This is a genomic window from Shinella sp. R2-11, from assembly GCF_055330205.1.
The window spans coordinates 238,958-256,225 of record NZ_JBVAPC010000003.1 but is presented as its reverse complement, the minus strand read 5'-3'; the positions used below and the strand labels follow the sequence as shown (position 1 = coordinate 256,225).

Sequence of the window (17,268 nt, the reverse complement as noted above, 5' to 3'; positions counted from 1 at the left end):
CCAATTCCCCTGTTTCGTGCCAGCTTCTCGAATTGGTCTGACATCTTAGCATTATGCGGCGAACTTCGTCTGTCAAGCGGGTGCATGAAAGTGCTGAATGACGCGCTCGGCTTCATCGGAATAATACCAGTTCAACACCGGGAAAAAATATTGCATAAGGGAATCCCCATGACGACAGGTGCCCCATGAGCGATCAGGCGACCCTTCAATTTCTGGCCGGGCTCGTTTCCCTTGCGAGCGGCGAGCCGCTCTATCGCCAGCTCGGGCGCGCGCTGAAGACCGCCATCGACGAATCCGTGCTGAAGCGCGGCGCGGTGATCCCCAGCGAGCGGGACCTCAGCGCCGGCCTCGGCCTTTCGCGCGTCACGGTGCGCAAGGCCATCGACAACCTCGTTTCCGACGGCCTGCTCGACCGCCGGCAGGGGGCGAAGACCGTCGTCTCCTCCCGCCTCGAAAAGTCGCTCGCGATGATGACGAGCTTTTCGGAGGACATGCGCTCGCGCGGGCTGGAGCCCGGCTGCGTCTGGATTTCCCGGGAAATCAGCCGCCCCTCGCCCGCCGAGATGATGGCGCTCGGCATTCCCGGCCATGAGAAGGTCGTGCGGCTCAGGCGCCTGCGCACGGCCGATACCATGCCGATCGCCATCGAGACCGCGACGCTGCCCGCCCGCTTCGTTCCCGATCCGGACGCCATCGGCGCCTCGCTCTACGAATATCTTGCCGCCCATGGCGCCATGCCCGTGCGCGCCATGCAGCGCATGCAGGCAAAGCCGGCGACGGAAGAGGAACGCCGGCTGCTCGTAACGCCCGAAGGCACCAGCCTTCTGACCATGGAACGCCGCTGCTTCCTTGCCGACGACCAGATCGTCGAGTTCACCCAGACGAAATATCGCGGCGACGTCTACGACTTCGTCATCGAGCTGACGCGATAATACCAGTTTAATTCCTGTTGCATTCCGGTTTCATCCTGCTACCGTCGACCCGTCCTGATCGCAAGGACAGGCGAACGTGCGGCTAAGCCGGGAGGATGCGGGTGCCATTCGATTTCAGTCAGCTCGAAAACGGCCTGATCGTCTCCTGCCAGCCGGTCAAGGGCGGCGCCATGGACAATGCGGCCATGGTGGTGGGCTTCGCGCTCGCCGCGCTCGATGGCGGCGCCATCGCATTGCGCATCGAATCCGCCGATTATGTGCGGGCCGTCCGCGCCGCGACGGACCGGCCGATCATCGGCCTCGTCAAGCGCGATCTCGACGATTCCCCCGTCCGCATCACCCCCTTCATCGAGGATGTCGAGGCGCTGGCTGCCGCCGGCGCGGATATCATCGCCTATGACGCTACCGACCGGGTGCGCCCCGTCTCCACCCGCGCGCTGATCGAGCGCATCCACGCGGCCGGCAAGGTCGCCATGGCGGACTGCTCCATTCTTGCCGATGCCGAGCGGGCGCTTTCCGAGGGCGCGGAGATCGTCGGCTCGACGCTTGCCGGTTATACCGGCCCGGTCGAGCCCACGGAGCCGGACTTCGCATTGATGCGCGGGATGCGGGCGCTGACGCCCTATGTCATCGCCGAAGGCTGCGTGCGCACGACCGACCATGCGGCGAAGGCCCATGCGGCCGGCGCCTATGCCGTGGTCGTCGGCTCGGCCATCACCCGGCCGGAGCACGTCACCTCCTGGTTCCGCAGCGCGCTCGACGATGCGCAGGCGAGCGGGGCCTGAACCATGGCCGCGCCGGACGCCATCCTCGCAATCGATGTCGGCGGCACGAAGATGCTGGCGGCGCTGGTGCATGGCACGAGCGTTCTCGACACCGTGCGCCTGCCGACGCCGGCCGATGGCGATCCGGCCCACTGGTTCGCAGCACTCTTTGCCGCGGTTGAAGGCTGGCGGGGCCGTTATGATGCGGTCGGTGTCGCCGTCACCGGCATTGTCGACGATGGCCACTGGTCGGCGCTGAACCGCAAGACGCTCGATATCCCCGACCGCTTTCCTCTGGTGGAAACCGTCGCCCGCTTCACGGACGCGCCGGTCTTCGCCGCCAACGATGCACAGGCCGCCGCCTGGGGCGAATATGCCTTCGGCGCGGGCGGGCGTGAGGACATGGTGTTCCTCACCATCTCAACCGGCATCGGCGGGGGCATCGTCATCGGCGCGCGGCTTCTCGGCGGGCTCGGCGGCCATTTCGGCCAGTTCCGCGACCTCGACCATCCGGACGAGACGCTGGAGGATCGCGTCTCCGGCCGCTGGATCGCTGCGCAGGCGGCCACGCACGCGCCGGATGCCACGGCTCGCGAGGTCTTCGCCGCCGCGTATGCGGGAGAAGGCTGGGCGAAAGCCATCGTCGAGGCCTCGGCCCGGCAGGCGGCCAATCTCTGCCGCAACGTGCAGCTCGCGCTCGATCCGCGCCGCATCGTCATCGGCGGCAGCATCGGGCTTGCGGAAGGCTATCTTGCCGCGATGGAGCGGGCGCTCGAAAGCGTGCCACCGCGCCTCAAGCCTTCGCTTCATACCGCCGCTCTTGCGGAAAATGCGGGAGTCATCGGCATCGCAGACCTGGCGCAACGTCGCCCGGCAACCATGAGGGAGAACGGACAATGATCTATGCGAAGATGAAACAGGCACTTTATACCGCCTGCGCGCTCGGCCTGCTGGCAGGTCCCGCGCTGGCCGAGGTCACGGTGCTCGGCTGGCCGGGCGGCCCGGAGGAAGTGGCGCTGCGCGCCGCCGCCGATGCCTACAACGCCAAGCCCGACACGGCGGATGCCGACAAGGTCGAGCTGCTGTTCTTCAACCGCGACGGCTTCTGGGACAAGCTGCAGGCAGACCTTGCCGCCGGCTCGAAGGCCTTCGACGTCAACCTGCTCGCGACCTATTCCATCGGCCGCTATGCGCCCTTCATGGAGCCGATCCAGCTTTCCGACGACGCGAAAGCCGTCTATGGCGACGCGGTTCTCGCCACCATGCAGTACCAGAACGAGCAGTACGGCGTCCCGACCGATCTTTCCGCGCATTTCATGTATTACCGCACGGACCTCATCGACGCGCTGATGAAGGACGATGCGGCCAAGACGAAATACGGCGAGATCTCCGAAAAGCTGCTCGGCAAGAAGCTCGAGCCGAAGATGCCGGACGAATGGACCTGGGACGATTATGCCGCGACCGCGCTCTACTTCACCCAGGCGGTCAACCCGGATAGCCCGACGCGCTACGGCACCGTGCTCCAGCTGAAGAACCTCCTCTTCAACATCATGGTCTGGCAGTCCGTGCCGCGCGCCTATGGCGGCGACTGGATGGACGAGAGCGGCAAGATCACGGTCAATTCCGACGCCTACCGCAAGGGTCTCGAAATCTACAAGCTGCTCTACGACAACGGTGCGACGCCGCGCGATTCGCTCTCCTACGAATTCGCGGAAGCCAATGCCGCCTTCGCCTCCGGCCAGGTGGCGGCGATGCTGCAATGGAACGCCGCGGCAAGCGACCTCACCAGCAAGGAGAAGTCGCCGACCGTCGCGGAAGTCACCGACACCGTCGCCCCGCCCTCCGGCCCAGCCGGCCGCTTCACCCATATCCACGGCCTCGGCTTCGGCCTCAACAAGAATGCCGAGCACAAGGACGGCGCGGTGAAGTTCCTGAAATGGCTCTCCTCCAAGGAAGCCGCGCTGGTCTACGCCCGCAACAACGGCGCGCCGGCCCTGACGCCCGAAGTGGTGGCCGAGGTCGCCAAGGAACGGCCCGACCTCGTCAAGCTCGGCGAATTCGCCGGCAAATACGGCTATGTCATGACCGGCGGCACCTCCGCCAAAGCGCTCTCGGTCTATGAGCTCCAGGCCAAGGAGTTCACCGGCTACTGGTCGGGCCAGCAGTCGCTCGACGATGCCCTCGCCAACACCGAGAAGGGCATGGCGGAACTGCTGAAGCAGTAGGTTCGGGTGGGAAGACCCCTCCCCAACCCCTCCCCACAAGGGAGAGGGGCTTACCGTGCCGCACTCTCAGCGTTCAATTTTGAACGGTGAGCAAGCCTCCTCCTTCTCCCCCCTCGTGGGGGAGATGCCGGCAGGCAGAGGGGGTCTTGGCCCGACTATCGCGAAGAGGACACGATGGCGACAACGAGAAGACAGATCGAGGCCCCCGCCTTCCGGATGCTGGCAACGCCGCTCGTCGCCTTCCTCTTGCTGTTCCTCGGCTTCCCGGCCGTCGTCAACCTGATCTATTCCGTCTCCGACGTCACCTTCGAGACGCTGCGCCAGCCGACGCTTTCCGGCTTCGGCAATTTCGTCGCGGTCGCCACCGACGGGGCCTTCTGGCGGGCGACGTGGTTCTCCCTGCGCTTCGGCCTGCTCACCGCTTTGCTGGAATGCGCGCTCGGCCTGTTCCTCGCCATCTTCCTTTCCCCGCTCATCGAGAAGCGAAGCTGGCTGCTGGCGATCCTGATGATGCCGCTGATGGTGGCCCCTGCCCTCGTCGGCCTCATGTACCGGCTCGTGCTGCACGAATTCGTCGGCCCGGTGCCCTATTATCTCTGGGCCTATTTCGGGGTCAGCATCTCCTTCCTCGGCGTCGATTCCGCCTTCTGGACGCTCGTCGCCATCGAGACGCTGCAATGGACGCCCTTCGCGCTCCTGCTCTTCTACATGGCCTACCAGGCGATCCCCGTGGAGGTGACCGAGGCGGCGACGCTCGACGGCGCCAGCCCCTTCCAGCGCCTGCGCGATATCGAACTGCCGCTGATGATGCCGACCATCGCCGTCGCGCTCCTCATCCGCTTCATCGACGGCTTCCGCGTCTTCGACAATGTTTATGTGCTGACCGGCAGCGGCCCGGGCGGAGCCACGGCCTCGCTGTCGATCTATATCTACGAGGCCTTCTTCAAGCAGGGCGCGATCGGCAAGGCGGTCGCCGCCTCGGTGATCCTCTTCGCCGCGTCCTTCGTGGTGCTCTACGGCCTCAACGCCTATGCCGCCCGCCGCAAAGGAAAAGGCCGATGATCCGAGCACTTCGCTGGGCCGTGTTCGCCCTTGCCGCCTTCGCCCTCAATTTCCCGATCCTCGTGACGCTCGTCACCTCGCTGAAGAGCGCGCGGGAGCTTTCCGCCAATCCCGGCCTCTGGATCAAGGCGCCGACGCTGGAGAACTATGCCACGGTCTTCACCGTCAGCGACCGGCTCAACATCTTCCTCTATCTCTTCAACAGCCTCGCCGTCTCGCTGATCGGGACCGGGCTTGCGGTCGTGCTGGCGCTGCCGGCCGCCTATGCCATCGCCCGCGGCAAGCTCGGCGAGCGCACGCTCCTGCCGCTCATCGTCAACCTGCGCGCCGTGCCGCTGATCATCTTCGCCATTCCGCTCTACATGATGTTCCAGTGGCTGGCGCTGCTCGATACGCTCATCGGCCTCGGCCTCATCCTCACCATCGTCAACCTGCCGCTGGTGCTGGTCATCCTCGTCAACGCCATCAACGACGTGCCGGAGGAGCTGGACGAGGCGGCGCTGGTGGATGGGGCGAGCCGCTTCCAGATCCTCGTGACGATCCTTGCGCCCGTCTGCCGCCCGGCCATCGTGACGAGCCTCATCTTCGGCTTCATCACCGCCTGGAACGAATTCCTCTTCGGCCTGATGCTGACGACCTCCAAGGCCGTGCCGATCACCGTCGGCGCTTCCTTCTTCTTCGCCGCGAGCGGCGGCGGGGTTCAATGGGGCGTCGCCTCCGCGGTGATGATCGTCGGCGCCCTGCCCCCGCTCCTGCTCGGCCTCGTCATGTACCGCCAGATCAGCGGCTCGATGACGGCGGGCGCGGTGAAGGGATAGGCCGGTTGTCCACAGCGGATGGCCAACTGTAATACGCACGTCATGTAGGCTTCTTATGCGCAGGGGGTAACGCACCGCTCAAGAGAGGCCCTCCCATGCGTAAACTCCTCCTCGCTCTCGCATCGGCAACGATGCTCGCAGGCGCCGCGAATGCCGCGACCGTCTACCCGCTCGACCGCGCGACCATCCTCGCCGGCTCCCCCTTCGACTTCAAGGTCGAGTTCGACGCCGTCGTGAAGCCGGAAGACGTCAAGATCACCGTCAACGGCCAGGACTACGAAACCGTCTTCGGCAAGAAGGCTGAATTCGTTGCTGAAGAAAAGGACAAGGACGACAAGGTCCTCGGCTCCGCCCTCATCCTGCGCGACCTTTCCGTCGCCGCGGCCGGCGCCTACAAGGTGGAGGTTTCCGCCGGCAGCGAGACCAGGTCGGTGAACTGGGACGTCTACGAGACCGCCGCCGAGCCGAAGGCGAAGAACATCATCTTCCTCGTCGCCGACGGCCTTTCCGTCGCCCACCGCACGGGCGCGCGAATCATGTCCAAGGGCATGACCGAGGGCAAGGCGAACGGCCGCCTCGCCATGGACGACATCCCGCCGGTCGCCTTCATCGGCACCTCCTCGACCCATTCGATCGCCACCGACAGCGCCAACACCATGTCGGCCTACATGACCGGCCACAAGGCGCGCGTCAACGCGCTCGGCGTCTATGCCGACCGCACGCCCGCAAGCCTCGACGACCCGAAGGTCGAGACCATCGCCGAAGCCCTGCGCCGCACCACGAAGAAGTCCATCGGCATCGTCTCGACCGCCGAGCTGGAGGATGCGACGCCGGCAGCGGTGGTCGCCCACACCCGCAAGCGCGCCGACAAGGAGGAGATCGTCGGCATGATGTTCGACGTCCAGCCGGACGTCATCCTCGGCGGCGGCTCGGCCTACTTCCTTTCCAAGGACGTACCGGGCTCCAAGCGCAAGGACGACAAGGACTATATCGCCGAGTTCAAGAATGCCGGCTATGCGCTGGCGACCGACAAGACCGAGCTTGCCGCTGCCGCCGGCTCGAACCAGGACAGGCTGCTAGGCCTCTTCCACACCGGCAACATGGACGTGACGCTCGACCGTGAATTCCTCAAGAAGGGCACCGTCGACAAGTTCCCGAACCAGCCCGGCCTTGTCGACATGACCCGGGCCGCGCTCGACAAGCTCTCGAAGAACCCGGAAGGCTTCTTCCTGATGGTGGAAGGCGCCTCGGTCGACAAGATGAGCCATCCGCTCGATTGGGACCGCGCCCTCGTCGAGACCATCGAGTTCGACAAGGCCGTGGCGGTCGCCCGGGAATTCGCGGACAAGAACCCCGATACGCTGATCGTCGTCACCGGCGACCACACGCACGGCGTCGCCATCATCGGCACGGTCGACGACGACAAGCCCGGCATGGAAATGCGCGAGAAGGTCGGCACCTACGATAATGCCGGCTTCCCGAACTACGAGGACAAGGACGGCGACGGCTATCCGGACCGCGTCGACGTCTCGCGCCGCCTGTTCATGGCCGCCAACAACGGCCCGGACCACTACGAGACCTTCCGTCCGAAGCTCGACGGTCCCTTCGTTCCGGCGATCCAGAACGAGAACAAGGAATATGTCGCCAACGAGGCCTACAAGGATGTGCCCGGCGCGGTCTTCGTTGAGGGCAATATCCCGAAGGACGAGGACACTGGCGTCCACGCCGTCGACGACATCGTGCTCCAGGCCACAGGCCCAGGTGCCGAAGGCTTCCGTGGCTACATGGAACAGAGCGACGTCTACCGCGTGCTGGCCGACGCCTTCGCGCTCGGCGCGGCGAAGAAGTAGTCAGGCTGTACCGGGGGAAAGTCCCCCGTCCCGCTGCCACCCCTTTCCGCAAGGAGTGGGGTGGCGGCAAAGCGGTTTCACCCCTTCCTTCTCCCCACGCGGGGAGAAGGCCCGGCAGGCGGATGAGGGGCCGACCATGGAGACGATCATGCGACAGATGTTCAAGCGGCGGCAGGTTCTGGGAGCGCTTGCGGCCTTCTCCGCCCTTCCCCTCGCCCATCCGGCGCGCGCGGCGGAAAAGCTCGGCTTCGGCGAGCTCTACAAGAGCTTCGGCGTGCTCGGCCTCGAATTTTCCGACAAGGTGAAGCGGCTGAACGGCGCGGACGTCGCCGTGAAGGGCTTCATGGCGCCGCCGCTGAAGGCGGAAGCGAACTTCTTCGTCCTCACCGAAATCCCGATGTCGCTCTGCCCCTTCTGCTCTTCCGATGCGGACTGGCCGGACAACATCCTCGTCGTCTATCTCGCACGCAGGCAGACCTTCGTGCAGTACAACGCCCCGATCGAGGCCCAAGGCGTGCTGGAATACGGCGCCTGGATCGACCCGGAAACCGGCTTCGTCAGCCAGCTTCGCCTGCGCGAAGCCTCCTTCGATACGGTCTGACCCATGCTTTCGCTCGACATTGCCGATCTCACCATGCGCTTTCCCGGCCTCGAAGCGCCGGTCCTCGCCATCGGCCGCCTCCACGTTCCGGCCGGCGGGCAGCTTGCGGTCACCGGGGCATCCGGCTCGGGCAAGAGCACGCTGGTGAATGCGATCACCGGCCTTGAGCGCGTGACCGGCGGAACGGTCTCTTGGGGCGGAACGGACATCACGCGTCTTCCGACGGGCCGGCGCGATGCCTTCCGCGCGGCCCATGTCGGCCTCGTCATGCAGGATTTTCATCTCTTTCCCGGCCTTTCGGCGCTGGAGAATGTCGTGCTGCCGATCCGCCTTTCGCGGCGGCTGGAGTCGGCCGAGCGCGAACGGGCACTCCGGCTCCTCGACACAGTCGGTATCGCGCGTCCGCAGCAGGCCGTAGAGACCCTGTCGCGGGGCGAGATGCAGCGCGTCGCCGTGGCGCGCGCGCTCTTGGCAAGGCCCGGCGTCATCGTCGCCGACGAGCCCACCGCCAGCCTCGACGGGCGCACGGGCGAGGCCGTCGCCGACCTCCTCGTGCAGCTTGCCGGGGCGGAAGGGGCGACGCTGATCGCCGTCACCCACGATCCCGCCCTGATGGAGCGGCTCGACCGGCGCATCGGCCTTGCCGGCGGCCGGATCGTCGAGGACAGCGCGGAGGCGCTTGCAGCATGATCCGTTTAATCCTCGCCGACCTTCGCCGTTTCAAGGCGGGCGCTCTCGCCGTCGTGGTGCTGATCGCGCTTTCCGTCGCGCTCAGCGTTACCGTCACGCTGCAGGAGCGCGCCGTGCGGCTCGGCAGCGCGCGGGCGGCTGAAAAATTCGACCTTCTCGTCGGAGCCGCCGGCAGCGAGACCCAGCTTGCCCTTTCGGCCGTCTTCCTCCAGCCCTCGCCCCTGCCGCTGATGTCGGGCGGCGTGCTCGCCAAGCTATCGGACGATCCGCGCGTCGATTTCGCCGCGCCGGTCGGCTTCGGCGATTCGGCGGATGGCTATCCGGTCGTCGGCACGACGACGACACTCGTCTCCGCCCTTTCGCCCGCGCTTGCCGAGGGCGCGCTTTTCACCCGCCTCGGCGAGGCCGTGGTCGGCGCGGACGTGCCCAAGCGGCTCGGCGCGGAGATCAAGCCGATGCACGGCGCCGCCGACGAAGGCGGCCATACCCATACGGAAATCGCCTATACCGTGACCGGCCGGATGGCGCCGACGGGCACGGCATGGGACCGGGCGATCCTCGTGCCGATCCGTGCGGTCTGGCAACTGCATGGCATGGAGAAAGAGGCCGGCCACGAGGATCACGATCATGAGGGTCAAGCCCACGAGGATCATGATCACGACCACGAAGCCCATGTCGATGCGAATGCTGGCCTCGACGAGCATTTCGATGCCGCAACACCCGGCGTCCCGGCCGTTCTCGTCAAGCCGAAGACGGTCGCCGACGCCTATCGCCTGCGGCAGGAATATCGCGGCGAGACGACGCTCGCCGTCTTTCCGGCCGAAGTGCTGACCCGGCTCTATGCGACGCTCGGCGATGCGCGAAGCCTCCTCCTTGCCATCGCCAACGGGGCGCAGGTGATCGTCATCGCGGCCATCCTGCTCGTCACCGTCATGCATGTCGGGGCGCGCCAGCGGCAGATCGGGGCGCTGCGGGCCTTCGGCGCGCCGCGGCGCTCGGTGCTGGCCATCGTCTGGGGCGAGCTGTTCGTGCTCTTCCTTGCCGGTTTCGCGCTCGGCCTTGCCGCCGGCTATGCCGCCGCCGAGGCGATCTCCGCCTCGCTGGCCGCGACGACCGCCGTCCGCATGCCCGTGGAGTTCGCGCGCGAGGACATTCCCCTCGCCCTCTGGTTCCTGTTCCTGGCGGTGCTGGTCTCGCTCGTGCCGGCCGTTTCAGCCCTTCGCCTCAGCCCGGCGCGGGCCCTTCGGGCCTGATTGCCATGCAAAGGAAGCACAGCACGAGAATTTGATATCGTTACGTGCCTGCCTGCCTCAAAATTCCGCTTTTCTTTTCGCAAAAGCGCGCGTAAGGCGCAAATACGACGACGACGATGACGACGGCGGCTGCCAACGGCCCCGCCGGACGATCCGAGCAGTCCCGCGCCGGTAAGGGCGCGCCACTGCCGAACGTCACCTCGCCGGACATGGCACAAGCAGGATTTCGAATATGAACGACGCAGGCACCCATTTGCGCGGCCTCAGCCAGGGCGTGATGGATACGAGCGAGAGCGGCCCGATGCCGCAGATCCTTTGCGGTCCCGATTCGCCGCGCGCCGGCCAGCCGGAAGAGCGGCTTTCCCGCGTCTTCGAGGGTCTTGCCGAAACCTGGGGCGACGCGCCGGCCGTGCTCGATTCCGGCCGCATCTGGACCTATCGCGAGATGGATGCCGCCGCGAACCGCTTCGCGCGCCTGCTCGCCGAGCGCGGCGTCAGGCCCGGCGACCGCGTGGCCCTGCTGCTCGACCGCTCCGCCGAGACCTATATCGCCATCCTCGCCGTCATGAAGGCGGGCGCGGCCTTCGTGCCGCTCGCCCCGGCCTTCCCCGAAGAGCGCATGTCGCTCATCGTCGAGGATGCGGGCGTCAGCCTCGTCGTCACCATCGCCGGCTATGCCGCGCGCGCCGCAGGGCTTTCCGTCCCCCATGTGGTGATCGCGGCCGATTGCCCGGAGGCCGCCCGGCACCCGGATACGCCGCTCGAACTCGGCTCCTGCGAAGACGACATCTGCTACATCCTCTATACCTCCGGCACGACCGGACGGCCGAAGGGCGTGGCGGTGCGCCACCAGAGCATCTGCAACTTCGTCCGCGTCGCCGCCGACGCCTATGGCTACCGCCCGGGCGACCGCGTCTACCAGGGCATGACCATCGCCTTCGACTTCTCCACCGAGGAGATCTGGGTGCCGTTCGCCGCCGGCGCGACCGTCGTTCCCGCACCGGGCCGCATGACGCTGGTGGGCGAGGAGCTTGCGGATTTCCTGCGCGCCAATGCCATCACCTGCATGGCCTGCTCGCCGACGCTGCTCTCCTCCATCGAGAGCGACGTGCCGAGCCTGCGCGCCATCCTCGTCGGCGGCGAGGCCTGCCCGCACAATCTCGTCACGCGTTGGTCGAAGCCGGGCCGGCAGATCCTCAATACCTACGGCCCGACCGAGGCGACCGTGACGGCGACCATGGGTTACCTCACGCCCGAGCGCCCCGTGACGATCGGCGCGCCGCTGCCGACCTATTCCATCGTCATCCTCGATGCCGAGGCGCCGCATCTGACGGCGCCGGGCGAGCTCGGCGAGATCGGCATTGCCGGCATCGGCGTCGCGGTCGGCTATCTCAACCGGCCGGACCTGACGGCGCAGAAGTTCATCCCCGATTTCATCGGCCTGCCGAACAATCCCTCGCAGCGCATCTACCGCACCGGCGACCTCGGCCGCATCAATGCGGATGGCGAGATCGAATATCACGGCCGCATCGATACGCAGGTGAAGATCCGCGGCTACCGCATCGAGCTCGGCGAGATCGAGGCCGTGCTGCTCGACCAGCCCGGCATCGCGCAGGCGGCCGTCACCACTTGGGAGATCGAGCCCGGCCGCGTCGAGCTGGTCGGCTACTACGCGCTGAAATCCGGCACGGATACCCTCGCCCGAGCGGATCTCGGCAAGGAACTGCGCCGCCGCCTGCCCGACTACATGGTGCCCTCCTTCCTGGAGGAGCTTCCGGCCCTGCCGATGACCGTGTCCGACAAGGTGGACACCCGCAAGCTGCCGAAACCCGCCGGTCTCCGCCTCGGGACCGAGCGCAAGGAAATCCTGCCGTCCACCGAGGACGAGCGCTTCCTGACGGAAGCGCTGCGCGACGTGCTGAAGATGGACGACATCTATGCCGAGGATCATTTCTTCGACGATCTCGGCGCCAATTCGCTGCTGATGGCCCGCTTCTGCGCGAAGCTGCGCACGCGCAAGGAGTGGGCGACCACCTCGATGCGCGACATCTACATGTATCCGACGGTGGCCGGTCTCGCGCGGCACCTGCGCGGCCCCGAGGAAGAGGCCGCGGCCGTCGAGGAGCCCTGCCTCACCCACCGTGCCTCGAACCTTGCCTACTGGACGAGCGGCGCGGCGCAGCTCGCCTTCTACGGCCTCTACAGCTATTTCGGCCTGTGGATGCTGAACTACGGCCTCAACTGGGTCTACGACATGCTCGACGATCCGGTTCAGCTCTATCTGCGCTGCGCCATCCTGTCGGCCGCCGTGTTCTTCGGCATGTCGGGCTTTGCCGTCGCCATGAAGTGGCTGCTGGTCGGCCGCTGGAAGGCCGAGAGCTTCCCGATCTGGGGGCTTCGCTACTATCGCTTCTGGGTGGTCAAGACGCTGATCCGCACCGCGCCGGTCGTGCTCTTCCGCGGCAGCCCGCTCTACAGCCTCTACCTGCGCCTGCTCGGCGCGCGGCTCGGCCGCGGCACCACCATCGAGTGCCGCACGATCCCCGTCTGCACCGATCTCATCTCCATCGGCGAGAGCTCGATCCTGCGCAAGGAATCGATGATTCTCGGCTACCGGGCGCAGGCCGGCTACATCCATACGGGGCCTATCTCCATCGGCCGCGACGCCTTCGTCGGCGTCGGCTGCGTGATCGATATCGACACCTCCATCGGCGACCGCGCCCAGCTCGGCCATGCCTCCTCGCTCCAGCGCGGACAGCATGTTCCCGACGACGCGCACTGGCACGGCTCGCCCGCCGTCCCGACCACGGCGGACTATTGCAAGGTGCCGGTCGTCACGCTCTCCAAGACGCGGCGCATCCTCTACGAGGCCGTGCAACTCGTCACGCTGTTTGCCGTCGTCACGCCGTTCCCGCTGTGGTTCCACAGCTACTGGCAGAATGTCAGCGACGACTACCAGGAATCGATCGGCATCGTCGCCATCGGCACGACGGTCACGCTCATCGCCCTCATCGCGGCGCTCGCCTTCGTCGCCCTGGTGCTGCCGCGGCTGTTCAGCCTCGTCCTGAAGCCCGGCCGCACCTATCGGATGTACGGCTTCCATTTCTGGCTCCAGTCCATCGTCGAGGCCGGCACCAATGCGCGCCTGCTCAACCTGATCTTCGGCGACAGTTCCGCCGTCGTCCACTATATCCGGGCGCTCGGCTGGAACCTCAACAAGGTGGTGCAGACCGGCTCGAACTTCGGCAGCAACCAGCAGCAGGACAATCCGCTGTTCTGCGAGATCGGGACCGGCACCATGGTCTCGGACGGCCTCTACATGATCAACGTGCACAAGTCGGCCTCCGCCTTCCGGCTGGAGCACACGAAGGTCGGCGAGCGCAACTATTTCGGCAACAACATCTTCTATCCGCCGGACGGGCGGACGGGGGAGAACGTCCTTCTCGGCACCAAGGTCATGGTGCCCATCGACGGGCTGCTGCGCGAGAATGTCGGCCTTCTCGGCTCCCCGCCGTTCGAGATTCCGCGCATGGTCAAGCGCGACAAGGAACTGATCCAGGGCGTCAGCGACGAGGACCGCCGCGCCCGTCTGCCGCACAAGAACCGGCATAACCTGGTGACCGCGCTGATGTTCATCGCCGTGCAGTGGACGATGTTGTTCGTGACGCTGGCGATCTGGGACCGGGCGCTCAACTACTATACGGAATGGGCGCAGGTGGCGCTCTTCGTCGCCGTCGTGCTGACGGCGGCCGTCACCATTCCCTTCTATATCCTGATGGAATGGGCAAGCCTTCGCTTCCGCAGGCTCCGGCCGCAGATGACCACCATCTACGACGTCGATTTCTGGCGCCACGAGCGGCACTGGAAACTGTCGGATTCGCCCATCGTGCGGCTCTTCGCCGGCACGCCGTTCCGCCCGATGATCCTTCGGGCGCTGGGCGTCAAGGTCGGCAGGCGCGTCTATGACGGCGGGGCCAACCTGACGGAACGCTCGCTGGTGGAGATCGGCGACGATGCCACGCTCAACGAAGGCTGCGTCATCCAGGCCCATTCGCTGGAGGAAGGCGCCTTCAAGTCGGATTATATCCGCATCGGCAACGGCTGCACGCTCAGCCCCTCCGCCTTCGTCCATTACGGCGTGACGATGGGCGAAGGCTCCATCGCCGATGTCGACTGCTTCGTGATGAAGGGCGAGATCCTCGAGCCGAACTCGATCTGGCGCGGCAACCCGGCCAAGCTCCATGCCTTCGCCAGACCGGTCCCGGCCGAATGAGCGGCAGCGCGGCCGAGACCGCGCTGCTGGCGCAGATGAACCGGCTGGCCCTGCCGGCGGTCCGGCTCGGCTGCCGGCTTATCCGGGATGGCGACGAGGCCCTGCTCCTGCCGGCAGAGGCCGCCGCCCTTCCGGCGCGCCGGCTCGCGGCCCGGCGTTCAAGCGGCGCAGCCCGTGCGCTTGCGCGAGGTCTGCTGGCGGCTGAAGGCATGACTTCCGTTGCAATCGGACGCGGTCCTGCGGGTGACCCGCTCTGGCCGGCGGGCTTCGCCGGCTCGCTCGCCCATGACGACGAGATGGCCGTCGCGGCCATCGCCCGCAAGGCCAATATTGCCTCGCTCGGCATCGATGTCGAGCCGGCCGAGCCGCTGCCGGACGACATCGCCGCGCTGGCGGTAATGTCCGGCGATGTCCTTGAGGGCGTCGATCCTCGCCTTGCGGCACGCCTTCTCTTCAGCGCGAAGGAGGCGGTCTACAAGGCCGCCTATCCGCTGGACGGGGAAATCCTCGGTTACGAGCACATCGGCGTCGATCTTGCGCGCGGCGAGGCCATGACGGCGAGCGGCCGCAGGATGCGGCTCTCCTTCTGCCTCCTGCCCCGTATCGTCGTCCTTGCCGTCGCGGAGGATCAGCCGGCCAGCAGGTGATAGGCGACGTAAAGCACGATGAGGCCGACGGCCACGGCGCCGAGGATGAGGCCGAGACGCTTTTCCACGAAGGCCTGGATCGGCTCGCCGTAGCGGCGCAGCAGGAAGGCGAGGAGATAGAAGCGAAGGCCGCGCGCGACGATCGCCGACAGCACGAAATGCCAGAGCTTGATATGCGCGACGCCCGCAAGGATCGTCACGATCTTGATCGGCGGCAGGTGCGCGAGGCCCGACGTGACGAGGAGAAGGTTGAGCTGCCCCTCGGTGACGTGGGATTTCAACTGCTCGAAGGCCTCCAGCTTGCCGTAGAATTCGAGCACGGGCTTGGCGACCGCCTCATAGGCATAATAGCCGAGCATCCAGCCGGCGATGCCGCCGGCCACCGATGCCGCCGTCGCGACGAAGGCATAGCGGTAGGCCCGCTCCGGCCGGGCAAGCGCCATGGGCAGGAAAAGGACATCCGCCGGCACCAGGAAGACCGAGCTTTCGACGAAGGCGATCAGCGCAAGCCAGGCTTCCGCGGCCTTGCGCCCGGCAAGCGAGAGGGTCCAGGCGTAGAGTTTTCGTAACATGGGATTTCGTGTCTGCCGAACGGGATGGGGAATGGCCGGGATGCCGCCTCCGGCTTGGTACATGCTTCGCCCCGTGAACTCAACCCGCGCCCCTGCCCGCATCATCGCCGAAGGCATTGCAAATCATCGCCCAAGCGTCGAGAAGAGCGATAGCCATCGAGGGAGAGGACATGGACAGCGAAGAATTCCGCCAATGGTCGCGAACCGCCGCCGACTGGGGCGCCGACTACCGTGCAGGACTGCGCGACCGGCCCGTGCGGGCGCAGACGAAGCCCGGCGACATCATCCGGCAGATCGCCGATGCCGCCCCGGAAACCGGCGAGACGATGGAAACCATCTTCGCCGATTTCGAACGCATCATCCCCGATGGCATCACCCATTGGCAGCATCCGCGCTTCTTCGCCTATTTTCCGGCCAATGCCGCGCCGGTCTCGGTGATCGCCGATTACCTCGTCACCGCCGTCGCCGCGCAGTGCATGCTCTGGCAGACCTCGCCGGCGGCGACGGAGCTGGAAACGCGCGTCGTCGACTGGCTGCGCAAGGCGCTCGGCCTGCCGGACGGCTTTGCCGGCGTCATCCAGGATTCCGCCTCCACCGCGACACTCGCCGCCTTGCTGGTGATGCGGGAAAAGGCGCTCGGCTGGAAGGGCAACAGCGAGGGGCTGGCGGCCCATGGCGCCGTTCGCGTTTATGCCTCCGGGCAGGTGCATACCTCCATCGACCGGGCGATCTGGATCGCCGGCATCGGAGAAGCGAACCTCGTGCGCATTCCCACCAGGGGGGCGCTGAACGGCATGGACCCGGACGCGCTGGATGCCGCGATCAGGGCGGACCTTGCGGCCGGCCACATTCCCGCCGGCGTCATCGCCTGCACGGGAGGAACCTCCATCGGCGCCTGCGATCCTATCGCCGAGGTGGCGGCGGTGGTGAAGGCGCATGGCCTCTACCTCCATGTCGATGCCGCCTGGGCGGGCTCGGCCATGATCTGCCCGGAATTCCGCGGCCTCTGGGAAGGCATAGAGGCGGCCGATTCCATCGTCTTCAACCCACATAAATGGCTCGGCGCCAATTTCGACTGCTCGGTGCAGTTCATTCGCAGCCCCGAGGACCAGGTGCGAACCCTCGCCATCCAGCCGGAATATCTGAAAACCCACGGCCTCGACGGCATCGTCAACTATTCCGAATGGTCCGTGCCGCTCGGCCGCCGCTTCCGCGCGCTGAAGCTCTGGTTCCTGATGCGCTATCACGGGCTGGAAGGGCTGCGCGCGATGATCCGCAACCATGTCGCATGGTCCGCGGAACTTGCCGCGCGACTTGCCGCCGAGGCCGATTTCGAGATCGTCAGCCAGCCGGTCCTGTCGCTCTTCTCCTTCCGCCACAAGGGTGCGGGGGACGCCGACCGGCACAATATCGCCCTCGTCAACGCCATCAACGACGACGGCCGCATCTATCTCACGCAGACCCGCGTCGACGGGCGCATCGCCATCCGCTTCCAGGCCGGCCAGTTCGAGATGACGCGCGACGACGCCGATACGGCCTTCAAGGTGATAACCGGGATCGCCCGCGCATTGCCGTAGGCGG

The 17,268-nt window shown here is 66.4% G+C and carries 12 protein-coding genes and 1 pseudogene; 12 read left to right on the top strand and 1 reads right to left on the bottom strand.

Features of this window, described 5'->3' with window-relative positions; genetic code table 11:
* The first annotated feature begins 185 nt into the window (after nt 1-185).
* From ACZ1A1_RS09620 to ACZ1A1_RS09570, 11 genes and pseudogenes are all read left to right on the top strand, one after another.
* The gene (locus ACZ1A1_RS09620; RefSeq protein WP_463619729.1) at nt 186-932 is read left to right on the top strand and encodes a GntR family transcriptional regulator; all 747 of its coding nucleotides are present in this window, start codon (nt 186-188) and stop codon (nt 930-932) included.
* Nucleotides 933-1,027: 95 nt separating this feature from the next.
* Nucleotides 1,028-2,596, top strand: a pseudogene (locus ACZ1A1_RS09615) (putative N-acetylmannosamine-6-phosphate 2-epimerase).
* Nucleotides 2,593-3,921 (top strand): extracellular solute-binding protein, encoded by a 1,329-nt coding sequence (locus ACZ1A1_RS09610; RefSeq protein ID WP_463619728.1) that lies wholly within the window; start codon nt 2,593-2,595, stop codon nt 3,919-3,921. Before ACZ1A1_RS09615 ends, ACZ1A1_RS09610 begins: the two are co-directional and overlap by 4 nt.
* A 174-nt stretch (nt 3,922-4,095) precedes the next feature.
* Nucleotides 4,096-4,983, top strand: coding sequence for a carbohydrate ABC transporter permease (locus tag ACZ1A1_RS09605; RefSeq protein ID WP_463619727.1), 888 nt, complete (start codon nt 4,096-4,098; stop codon nt 4,981-4,983).
* Complete coding sequence (locus tag ACZ1A1_RS09600; RefSeq protein ID WP_313195409.1) at nt 4,980-5,801, top strand: carbohydrate ABC transporter permease; 822 nt, start codon at nt 4,980-4,982, stop codon at nt 5,799-5,801. Before ACZ1A1_RS09605 ends, ACZ1A1_RS09600 begins: the two co-directional genes overlap by 4 nt.
* A 95-nt stretch (nt 5,802-5,896) precedes the next feature.
* Entirely contained in the window at nt 5,897-7,651 is a 1,755-nt protein-coding gene (locus tag ACZ1A1_RS09595; RefSeq protein WP_463619726.1) for an alkaline phosphatase, read from the top strand.
* 136 nt (nt 7,652-7,787) lie between these two features.
* Nucleotides 7,788-8,252 (top strand): hypothetical protein, encoded by a 465-nt coding sequence (locus tag ACZ1A1_RS09590; protein WP_463619725.1) that lies wholly within the window; start codon nt 7,788-7,790, stop codon nt 8,250-8,252.
* 3 nt (nt 8,253-8,255) lie between these two features.
* Nucleotides 8,256-8,942: an ABC transporter ATP-binding protein gene (locus ACZ1A1_RS09585; RefSeq protein WP_463619724.1), complete on the top strand. Its 687-nt coding sequence runs from the start codon at nt 8,256-8,258 to the stop codon at nt 8,940-8,942.
* Nucleotides 8,939-10,195, top strand: coding sequence for an ABC transporter permease (locus ACZ1A1_RS09580; RefSeq protein WP_463619723.1), 1,257 nt, complete (start codon nt 8,939-8,941; stop codon nt 10,193-10,195). The genes ACZ1A1_RS09585 and ACZ1A1_RS09580 overlap by 4 nt, the downstream gene beginning before the upstream one ends.
* Nucleotides 10,196-10,472: 277 nt before the next feature.
* Complete coding sequence (locus ACZ1A1_RS09575; protein WP_463620100.1) at nt 10,473-14,468, top strand: Pls/PosA family non-ribosomal peptide synthetase; 3,996 nt, start codon at nt 10,473-10,475, stop codon at nt 14,466-14,468.
* Nucleotides 14,465-15,115: a 4'-phosphopantetheinyl transferase family protein gene (locus ACZ1A1_RS09570; RefSeq protein ID WP_463619722.1), complete on the top strand. Its 651-nt coding sequence runs from the start codon at nt 14,465-14,467 to the stop codon at nt 15,113-15,115. The genes ACZ1A1_RS09575 and ACZ1A1_RS09570 overlap by 4 nt, the downstream gene beginning before the upstream one ends.
* Here the strand turns inward: ACZ1A1_RS09570 and ACZ1A1_RS09565 are convergent.
* Nucleotides 15,097-15,687 (bottom strand): YqaA family protein, encoded by a 591-nt coding sequence (locus ACZ1A1_RS09565; protein ID WP_313195493.1) that lies wholly within the window; start codon nt 15,685-15,687, stop codon nt 15,097-15,099. The genes ACZ1A1_RS09570 and ACZ1A1_RS09565 overlap by 19 nt on opposite strands.
* Nucleotides 15,688-15,857: 170 nt before the next feature.
* On the opposite strand from ACZ1A1_RS09565, the gene ACZ1A1_RS09560 reads away from it, so the two are divergent.
* Nucleotides 15,858-17,264 carry a pyridoxal phosphate-dependent decarboxylase family protein gene (locus ACZ1A1_RS09560; protein WP_463619721.1) on the top strand — a complete coding sequence of 469 codons (1,407 nt, stop codon included), beginning with the start codon at nt 15,858-15,860 and terminating at the stop codon, nt 17,262-17,264.
* Nucleotides 17,265-17,268: the final 4 nt, after the last annotated feature.

What these genes read in the sequence shown, in the direction of transcription:
- ACZ1A1_RS09620 (WP_463619729.1), top strand. Translation starts at nt 186, where the DNA reads ATGAGCGATCAGGCGACCCTTCAATTTCTGGCCGGGCTCGTTTCCCTT.
- ACZ1A1_RS09610 (WP_463619728.1), top strand. Translation starts at nt 2,593, where the DNA reads ATGATCTATGCGAAGATGAAACAGGCACTTTATACCGCCTGCGCGCTC.
- ACZ1A1_RS09605 (WP_463619727.1), top strand. Translation starts at nt 4,096, where the DNA reads ATGGCGACAACGAGAAGACAGATCGAGGCCCCCGCCTTCCGGATGCTG.
- ACZ1A1_RS09600 (WP_313195409.1), top strand. Translation starts at nt 4,980, where the DNA reads ATGATCCGAGCACTTCGCTGGGCCGTGTTCGCCCTTGCCGCCTTCGCC.
- ACZ1A1_RS09595 (WP_463619726.1), top strand. Translation starts at nt 5,897, where the DNA reads ATGCGTAAACTCCTCCTCGCTCTCGCATCGGCAACGATGCTCGCAGGC.
- ACZ1A1_RS09590 (WP_463619725.1), top strand. Translation starts at nt 7,788, where the DNA reads ATGGAGACGATCATGCGACAGATGTTCAAGCGGCGGCAGGTTCTGGGA.
- ACZ1A1_RS09585 (WP_463619724.1), top strand. Translation starts at nt 8,256, where the DNA reads ATGCTTTCGCTCGACATTGCCGATCTCACCATGCGCTTTCCCGGCCTC.
- ACZ1A1_RS09580 (WP_463619723.1), top strand. Translation starts at nt 8,939, where the DNA reads ATGATCCGTTTAATCCTCGCCGACCTTCGCCGTTTCAAGGCGGGCGCT.
- ACZ1A1_RS09575 (WP_463620100.1), top strand. Translation starts at nt 10,473, where the DNA reads ATGGATACGAGCGAGAGCGGCCCGATGCCGCAGATCCTTTGCGGTCCC.
- ACZ1A1_RS09570 (WP_463619722.1), top strand. Translation starts at nt 14,465, where the DNA reads ATGAGCGGCAGCGCGGCCGAGACCGCGCTGCTGGCGCAGATGAACCGG.
- ACZ1A1_RS09565 (WP_313195493.1), bottom strand. Translation starts at nt 15,687, where the DNA reads ATGTTACGAAAACTCTACGCCTGGACCCTCTCGCTTGCCGGGCGCAAG.
- ACZ1A1_RS09560 (WP_463619721.1), top strand. Translation starts at nt 15,858, where the DNA reads ATGGACAGCGAAGAATTCCGCCAATGGTCGCGAACCGCCGCCGACTGG.